Below are 8,684 nucleotides of genomic sequence, written 5' to 3'. Positions count from 1 at the left end.
CCTGCGCCACCCCTGGGAGAGATCCGTCCCGCCCGGTCAGCTCACTCCCGCCCGGGTCCGGCGCGGGTTTCGGAACCTCCGTCCCGCGCTGGCTCAACCGGCCGGCGCGCCTAAACCCACCCGCCCCGGCCCGGGGCGTCCATCAGGCATCCCCAACCGTCGCCCCGCACCCCGCTACGGCGTGGGCAAAACCGTCAAACGCGGCCGAACCCTCGCAGCACTACAACAATCTGGAGGATAAAGAACAAGTTCAGAGATCGAGGTAGAAGCGTACGGCCGTACCGTCGGCCGAGGTGTACACCCGCACCAGGTCGGCCATGGTGTGGACGGCCATCAGGCCCCGGCCGTCGATCTGGTGCGGGTCGGCCGGCAGGCGGCCGGCCAGCGGATCGGTCATCCGCCCGGCATCGCGGACCTCGCACACGATCTGCCCCCCATCCGCCCAGATGGCCAGCCTGCCCCGTCCGCCGCCATGAATGACGCTGTTGGCCGTCAGCTCCGCCACCGCGAGCTCGACATCCCCCAGCCGATCCCCGCTCAGTCCCAGCCGCCTGGCCTGCTCGACGGCGAACGCGCGGGCAGCGGAAAGCTCCTCGGCCGCAAAGGAGAAGGTCGCGGCATCGGGCACGGGCAACAGCCGCTCGTTGTACCGGGCGTGGACCACCTCCCAGTCGTAGACGTCGCTGACGTGCGCGCGTCCCTGGCTGATGAGGATGGGGTGGGTGACCTTGGCATCGGCCAGCACGTCGGGGTCCAGGCCCTCCTGGTCATACGGGCACAGGATCGTCGCCGCCCGGCCCGCGAAGGCCGCGTTGATCAGCGCCTCGTGCTGCGCGCACGCCGGGTACTCCACCGCCGTACGTCCCGGCCAGATGGGCTCACCGATGATCCGCACCCGTGCGTGCGGATGGGCGTCGGCGAACGCGCGCAGCACCCGCGGGATGATCCGCCCCGGATTACGGCCTGCCTCGGTCATGTCCAGGAATACGACCTGCTCGGCGTCCGTACCGAGCCCGGCCTTGATCAGTTCCAGGTTGGGTCCGGGGACCGCCACCGCCACCGGCTCGCCGGCGGCCAGGCCGTCCCGCACGAACGACACCGTCTGCTCGGTGTACTCCTCCGCGGTGCGGTAGAAGAAGGCGGGATGCTCGAACGCCTCGTTGGTGGCCACGGTGTTCATCGCGGTACCACCTCGATCTCGCGCAGGTCGGGCCAGAACATCTGGAGGACTCGTGGCACCTGTGGCGGCGGACGCTCGACCACGATCCGCCCGCCGGGCAGATTCATGGCCGTCAGCGCCACCGCTCTGACACCGGCCACATCAACGAACCCTACCTGCGACAACTCCAGGTAGGACACGTCGGCGTGCTGCCGGGCCAGTACGGCCAGAGCCTGCTCCCAGCGACGCCGAGTGGCCGGACTGATCGCGCCGCGGGCACCTATCCCGGAACGGCCGGGTAGCAAGCTGACCTCCAGCGTATCCGTCCCGTGGGTCACTGGGCCGGGCGCGTCGATGCGAGATGCGGCATCCACGCTCGGTCTCCTTCATGGTTCGCCGATCGTCCGCTGGTCGGCTCGGCATGGCTTGGGAGGAGGGAGTTCCCTACAGGGGCAAGTTTATTCTGATTCGGTTCATATCGGGACAGCCCAGGACGAACGCGATGGCCGTTCGCCAAGGGCCGGCAGCCGTTCGCGGTGGCGTTGAGATCCAGGCCACTCATGCTCCATGGCGCAACGTCAACGCAATCCTCATCAGGTCCGGGATGGACACCTGATCATGCACAGGGACGACAGTGATCGCGGGCGTGCCAAGTGGCCGGTTCAGCGGCCCGCGCAATGACGCGGTGCCGTTCGCGGCCGCCGTCATCACCGTTGAGTTGTCACGGGTGAACTCCACCTGCTGGAGCGGGCTGGAAAGGGTCGATGGCATGCGGGTCAGCCTGTTCGCCGAACTCACGTCGGCATCGAGGCTCGACAGTACGGCCGGATGGGCCGGGGCATGGATGTCGACGAGGCGGATGATGTCGTCGACGGCCATGATGTGGCTGTCCCAGGCAAGGCGATCCGTGGGCGTCTGCTCCGCTTCGATGGTGCTGCCGTGTCGTGGTGCCGACGGGGTCTTCTATTCGCCCGGCGCGGCCACGGCCACCGCCGTCCTCTCTCCTCGGGGCCGGGCTCGCAGCCTGCGCGTCGGCCCGCTGGGCGAGGGACAGGCGATGCCACCTCGATCATGCGCACCCGGCCGGCCGTGATGCCCGTCACTGGAGAACGTGCGACATTCGTCGAATGACTGCTGGTCATCGGCGTCATTACTCTCGGGGGACTTGTCGACGTCGAGAACGGAAACCGCGCCGATGGCCCCCTCAAAGATGCCGCATCCTCCTCGTGGACCGGCGCTGGGCATCCTCGCAGAGGATCTGCAGGGATCTGTCGCGGTAGCCTGCCGGCTGCGCCAGCGCGGACTCGACCCGGTGATCGTGCGCGACCCGGCATCCGTCGTCTCCGACGCGGATGCCATCGTCGTCGACCTCGATTTGCACCATGCCGCGGACGCCGCCGAGGCGCGTATCCGTGAGTGGGCGGCCTGGCTCGGCGAACACGGTTGCGAGCGGGTCGAGGTGAAGCTCAACGCCGAACTGCGCGGATCCCCGGACGCGCTGATCGCCGGGATCGATGCAGGACAGGACGAGAAGGGCATCCTTCTCGTCGTCCCGGCGTATCCGACCGCCGGCCGTGTCTGTGTCGATGGCCATCTGCTCGCCCCCATGCCGGTGGGCAACGGGCTCGACGTCGACGTGCGGTCGGCGATCCGCACCGAGGACGCCGGGCTGGTCGGGCTCACGGTGCTGAACCAGGGCGTTGGCGCCGTCACCGCGCACATCCTCGATGCCCGCGCCCGCGGCACCCGGCGGTTCGTGCTCGACGGCACGGTCGAGGCGCACCTCGGCACCGCGGCGGAGGCCGCGACCCGGCTCCGTGAAGAGGGGCACGCCGTCGCGACCGCCAGCACCGGCGGCTGGCTGAGGTTCTATCCCGACCTCGGCCGGGACGGCTTCGTCGTCGTGGTCACCCCGGGCAACCACGAGACCGACCGCGCGCAACTGCGCCGGCTCGGAGCGGCGTACGGGCCCCGGGCGCTGATCACCACCGCCACCGAGGCCGCGAGCTGGGGGGCGGACGCCGCGCACGAGGTTCTCGCCTCGCATCGGATCCTCGCGCTGCACGAGACCGACCGCGACGACCCCGACCGCTGGGTCGTCGCCGAACAGCTCGCCAGGGCGGTGCGCGGCCTGCTCGACGCCTCGGCCCGCAGCGAGAACAAGTGCCTCGGCGTGGTCGCCAGCGGCGGCCTGACCACAACGGCGCTGGTCCAGCAGCTCGGCGGCACGAGCCTGAGCGCGGGACTCGAACTGGAGCCGCTGTGCCCGACCGCCCGCATCACCGGGGGCGACTTCGACCGGCTGCGGCTGCTCTGCAAAGCCACCGGGACCGGCTCCGAGGAGACCTTGCTTCGCATGACCCGGCAGATCCTCGGCGCCTGACCCGCTCGTACCCCCCTGACCCGCTCGTATCCCACGGAAGGAAATCGTGTGACCGACATCGATCCGCTGCGCACCGCGCTCATCCTCATCGATCTGCAGGGCGCGAACGCCGACCACCCCGTGCACCCGCACCCCGCCGGGGACGTCGTCGAGCGCTGCCTCAGGCTGATCGACGCGACTCGGAACGCGGGCGGCCTTGTCGTGCATGTGCGCACCAGCTTCCTGCCGGACGAGGGCGACTCGCTCGGCGGCAAGCTGCTCACCGACGTCGAGCGCCCCGCGCGCCCGGTACGTCGTCCCGGCTGGGACCACTTCCTCCCCGGCGTCGATCCGCTGCCCACCGAGCCGGTGATCGTGAAGCGCAGCTGGAACGCGTTCCACGGCTCCGACCTCGACCTGCAGTTGCGCCGCCGCGGGATCACCACCGTGATCATGGCGGGGATCTCCACCGGATTCGGTGTCGAGGGGACCGCCCGCGCGGCGTACGACCACGCCTACAACATCGTCTTCGTGCCCGAGGCGATGTCGGCCTACACCGCCGAGCAGCACCACCACTCGGTGCGGGCCGTCTTCCCGCAGCTCGGCCGTGTCCGCGGCCTGGACGAGGTCGTCGAGGCGCTGACCGCTCAGCCCGCGACCGTGCCCTGAAGGCCCTGAAGGACTCGAAGGCGCTGAAGGCCCCGAAGGGCCTGAAGCGGATATGTGAAGGACCAGTGATGGACGAGTTCCTCAGCTACCGGCCACTCGACCGGCGCGAGCGCCTGCCCCTGCCCGACGGCAAGCGCGTCGCCGTGAACGTGGTGATGAACATCGAGCACTACGAGTTCCTCCCACCGACGAACCCGCACCGAGACTACTTCTACCGCGTGCCGGCGAAGCCGGACATCGTCGGCTACTCGTTCCGCGACTTCGGCAACCGCGTCGGCTTCTGGCGGATGCTGAAGGTGCTCGACGACTCCCCCGTGCGGGTGACCTGCTCGCTCAACTGCGAGGTGCTGCGCCTGTACCCGGACATCGCCGAGGCCATGGTCGACCGGCGGTGGAGCTTCATGAGCCACGGCACCTACAACAGCCGCCTCCTGTTCGGCGAATCCGAGAGCGCGGAACGCGAGTTCTACGACTACACCATCTCCACGGTGCGGGAGCTCACCGGTTACCGCATGCGGGGGATGCTGGGGCCGTCGTTCAGCGCCACTCCGGCCACCTACCGGCTGATGGCCGAGGCGGGGATGACCTACACGACCGACTGGTTCATCGACGACCAGCCGTTCCGGCTCGACGGGCCGAGCGGCGGGCGGCTGATCGGCGTGCCCTACTCCCGCGAGGTCAACGACGCGCTGATCTTCCCCGGGTCGCCGATGTTCGGTCTGGACAGCGACTACTTCGCCGAGATCGTCCAGGCGCAGTACGAGGTGCTGTCCACCGAGGCCCACGAACGCGACACCGCCTACGTCATGACGATCGCGCTCCACCCCCTGTACATGGGCATCCCCCACCGGATCGGCCACCTGGCGCAGATGTTCGAGCGGCTGGGCTCGCGAGACGACATCTGGTGGACCACCCCCGAGCAGATCGCCGCCCACGTCGACGCGATCGGATGGTGCTGACATGCAGCTTGTGAGACCGTTGCACGAGGCCGAAGGCGGATCCCGCCTCGCCCCGAACCGCGGCTGGCCCGGCGGCGCGCGCCTGGCCGTGGTCGTGCTGATGCACCTCGATCACGTCCCCGCGCTCCCCGGCGCGGCGCCCGGCCTCCCGCCGTCGAGCGTGGCCATGCGCGGCCCGTACCCGCAGATCATGGACGTGCACAGTACGTCGCAGCACGAGTACGGGCTGCGGGTCGGCGCGTTCCGGATCCTCGACCTCCTCGACGAACTGGAGATCGCCCCGACGGTCGCGATCGACGCCTTCTCCGCCCGGCACCGTCCCCGCCTGGTGGAGCGCGTCGCCGAATCCGGCGCGGAGTTCGCGGCGCACGGGCTGGACGGCGCCGGCATCCTGCACGACGGGATGGACGCCGAGGAGCAGCGCGCCTACCTCTCCGAGTCGATCGACGCCGTGGCCGAGGCCGCCGGCGTCCGGCCGGTCGGCTGGAGCGGCCTGGACTACGCGCAGTCCACGACGACCCTGGACGATCTCGCCGCCCTCGGCATCCGCTGGACCGCCGACTGGCCCAACGACGAGGCGCCGAACATCCTGGCCACCTCCCGGGGCGACATCGTCGACATCCCGGTGAACATCCACCTCGACGACGTGTTCTCCCACCTCAAGCGCGGCACCCCGATCCGCGTCTGGGCCGGCGACGTCACCGCGTCCGCGCGGCGGCTGCTCGAAGAGGACGCACCCCGCACCCGGACGCTGGTGCTCGGCCTCCACCCCTGGCTCATCGGCCAGCCGTTCCGGTTCGCGCACCTGCGCGAGGCGCTGCGCGCCCTGCGCGGCATGGACGGCCTGTGGTGGACGCGCGGCACGGATGTCGTCGCGCACCTGGACGACGAGGCGCGGAACGACGAAGGAGACCGACGATGACCCTCAACCTGCTGGCCCGTGAGCTCGGGGCGTCCGTGGTGGACTGCTCGGACGAGTTCTTCGGCGCGGCCGACGCCCTGCTCCTCGCAACGACGCCACAGCGCCCCGGCACCTACGGTCTGCGCGGAGCGGACGTGGACGGGTGGGAGAGCCGCCGGCACAACCCGGACCACGACTGGGTCGTGATCCGCGCCGCCCATCCCGGCCGGATCGAGCGGGTCGAGCTGGAGACCACCGGGTTCCGTTTCAACGCCCCGAGGCGCATCGGCGTCGATGTTTCCGACTCCGCCGAGGGCCCATGGCAGGAGATCCTCGCCGACGCCGACGTGCAGCCGAACACCGTGAACGAGTATCCGGTCGCCGACGCCGGGCGTTCGGCCGCCTTCGTCCGGCTGCGCATCTTCCCCGACGGCGGAGTCGCCCGCTTCCGCGCGTTCGGCGTCGTCGACGTCGCCCGCAGCCGCCCGCCGGAGGGCGTGCGCCTCTCGGACATCCGGCTCGGATGCCGCGTGCGCGCGTCGGAAGGTTCCTTCGGTGACCCGTGGGCGGTGATCTCCCACGCGATGCCGCGGAACACGCACGACGGCTGGGAGACTCCCCGGCGGTCCGACGCCGACCGGCATTTCGCCGAGCTGTCCTGGCCGGAGCCCGTCCGGCTGCGGACGCTGGAGGTCGTCGCCACGCCGTTCCGCGGCAACTGCGCGGCCCGGATCGCCATCGAGGCGTCGGCGGACGAGACGTCCGGCTGGGCGGCGCTGGGAACCTTCGAGATCACCTCCGGGGCGACGACCACCATCGAGCTCCCCGCCACCGACGTGCGGCATGTCCGCGTACGCGCCCTGCCCGACGGCGGCTTCTCCCGCCTCTGGTTCTACGGCGCCCGGCTTCCCCTCTCCCACCCCCAAGCTCAGGAGTGACGATGAAGTTCAAGAAGTTCGGGGGGATCACCACGCTCGCCGGCGTGATGCTCCTGACCTCCTGCTCGTGGGGAGGTGACACGTCCGCCAAGGGCACCGAGCCGGCCGCCAAGGGCAGCGGCGGCGGATCGGGCTCCAAGGTCCTCGTGTACGGCGCCGCGGGCTCCCCGTCCCTCTTCGACCCGTTCTACACCTCGGACGGCGAGACCGCCCGGGTGAACAACCAGATGTACGAGGGACTGCTCAGCCTCAAGCCGGGCACCGCCGACCCCGCGCCCGGCCTGGCGGTCTCGTGGGAGCAGAGCAAGGACGGCAAGCAGTGGACCTTCCAGCTCCGCGAGGGCGTCACCTTCCATGACGGCACGGCCTTCGACGCCGGCGCCGTCTGCGCGAACTTCGAACGCTGGTACCGGCAGCCCAAGATCGCGCGTACCTCGGCGGTCAGCCACACCTGGGTGAACGACTTCGGAGGCTTCGAGGGCGACAAGACCCCCTCGCTGTACGCCGGATGCGAGGCGCCGGACAAGTCCAAGGTCGTGCTGAGGCTGACCAATCCGAGCTCGAAGTTCCCCACCATCCTCGCGCACGGCACTTACGCCATGTCGAGCCCGACGGCGATGGAGAAGCACAACGCCAACGGCGTCGAGGCCAAGGGCGAGGGCTTCGCCTTCCCGGAGTACGGCCGCCTGCACCCGACCGGGACCGGCCCGTTCACGTTCGTCTCGTACGACGACTCGACCGGCACGGTCAAGCTCGCGCGCAACGACAAGTACTGGGGCGACGCGCCGAAGATCGCGGGCATCGAGTTCCGCACGATCCCGGACGAGACGGCCCGCCGGCAGGAGCTTGAGGCCGGCACCATCCACGCCTACGACCTGCCGGCCCCTCGCGACTGGCAGAGCCTGAAGGACCAGGGATTCCAGGTCCTCACCCGGCCGCCGTTCAACGTAATGTACGTCGGCCTGAACGCGACCACCGCGCCCGAGCTCAAGGATCTCCGCGTCCGCCAGGCCATCGCCTGGGCGATCAACAAGCAGCAGATCGTCGACACGCTGCTGCCCGAGGGCTCCGAGACCGTGACGCAGTTCGTCCCCCGTTCCGTCGAGGGCTACGACGACAAGGTCGCGGGGTACCCGTACGACCCGGACAAGGCGCGCGCACTGCTCGCCGAGGCCGGTGTGCCGAAGCTCAAGATCCAGCTTTGGTACCCGACCGAGGTCACGCGCCCGTACATGCCCGAGCCGAAGCGCTTCTTCGATCTGATCAAGGCCGATCTCGAAGCCGTCGGCATCCAGGTCGAACCGATCACGAAGCCCTGGGCCGGCGGCTACCTCAGCGGTCGCGAGGCGGGTCAGGCCCCGGTCTATCTGCTCGGCACCACGGGCCACTACAACAGCGCCCAGAACTTCCTGGGCATCCTGTTCGGCGCCACCGACAACGCGTTCGACACCGGGCTGCTCGGGTTCGGCCAGCGGCTCGTCGACGATCTCAAGGAGGCGGACCGCGAGCCCGATCCGAAGAAGCGCGTCGACATGTACCTGGAGATCAACCGCAAGATGTCGAATGACTGGCTGCCGTCGATCCCGATCGCCAGCAGCCCCTCCGCACTGGTGCTCGACGGCAAGCTGCGCGGCATCGTCACCAGCCCGGTCGGCGGCGAGCCGCTGGCCACGGCTTCGTTCGGCGAATAGCCCCA

9 protein-coding genes are annotated in these 8,684 nt (G+C 69.9%); 6 read left to right on the top strand and 3 right to left on the bottom strand.

The window, feature by feature from the left end; genetic code table 11:
- Positions 1-250 precede the first annotated feature (250 nt).
- From DP939_RS44045 to DP939_RS44035, 3 genes are all read right to left on the bottom strand, one after another.
- Complete coding sequence (locus DP939_RS44045) at positions 251-1,180, bottom strand: sensor histidine kinase (RefSeq protein ID WP_113986806.1); 930 nt, start codon at positions 1,178-1,180, stop codon at positions 251-253.
- A complete protein-coding gene (locus DP939_RS44040; protein ID WP_199565824.1) occupies positions 1,177-1,533 on the bottom strand; it encodes an STAS domain-containing protein in 357 nt (118 codons plus the stop codon). Before DP939_RS44040 ends, DP939_RS44045 begins: the two co-directional genes overlap by 4 nt.
- Before the next feature lie 184 nt (positions 1,534-1,717).
- On the bottom strand, positions 1,718-2,038 hold the full coding sequence (locus DP939_RS44035; RefSeq protein ID WP_113986805.1) for a hypothetical protein: 321 nt from the start codon (positions 2,036-2,038) through the stop codon (positions 1,718-1,720).
- A gap of 316 nt (positions 2,039-2,354) precedes the next feature.
- On the opposite strand from DP939_RS44035, the gene DP939_RS44030 reads away from it, so the two are divergent.
- From DP939_RS44030 to DP939_RS44005, 6 genes are all read left to right on the top strand, one after another.
- Positions 2,355-3,542 (top strand): four-carbon acid sugar kinase family protein, encoded by a 1,188-nt coding sequence (locus tag DP939_RS44030; RefSeq protein WP_113986804.1) that lies wholly within the window; start codon positions 2,355-2,357, stop codon positions 3,540-3,542.
- Between the two features lie 48 nt (positions 3,543-3,590).
- Entirely contained in the window at positions 3,591-4,190 is a 600-nt protein-coding gene (locus DP939_RS44025; protein WP_158579004.1) for an isochorismatase family protein, read from the top strand.
- Between the two features lie 68 nt (positions 4,191-4,258).
- Entirely contained in the window at positions 4,259-5,149 is an 891-nt protein-coding gene (locus tag DP939_RS44020) for a polysaccharide deacetylase family protein (protein WP_113986802.1), read from the top strand.
- A gap of 1 nt (position 5,150) precedes the next feature.
- A complete protein-coding gene (locus tag DP939_RS44015; RefSeq protein ID WP_113986801.1) occupies positions 5,151-6,071 on the top strand; it encodes a polysaccharide deacetylase family protein in 921 nt (306 codons plus the stop codon).
- Positions 6,068-6,988: a hypothetical protein gene (locus tag DP939_RS44010; protein WP_113986800.1), complete on the top strand. Its 921-nt coding sequence runs from the start codon at positions 6,068-6,070 to the stop codon at positions 6,986-6,988. Before DP939_RS44015 ends, DP939_RS44010 begins: the two co-directional genes overlap by 4 nt.
- 2 nt (positions 6,989-6,990) lie before the next feature.
- On the top strand, positions 6,991-8,679 hold the full coding sequence (locus DP939_RS44005; protein WP_113986799.1) for an ABC transporter substrate-binding protein: 1,689 nt from the start codon (positions 6,991-6,993) through the stop codon (positions 8,677-8,679).
- Positions 8,680-8,684: the final 5 nt, after the last annotated feature.

Origin of the sequence: Spongiactinospora rosea (assembly GCF_003315795.1) — a bacterium.
GTDB classification, from domain to species: Bacteria; Actinomycetota; Actinomycetes; order Streptosporangiales; family Streptosporangiaceae; genus Spongiactinospora; species Spongiactinospora rosea.
This window is presented reverse-complemented; position numbering and strand designations above follow the sequence as displayed.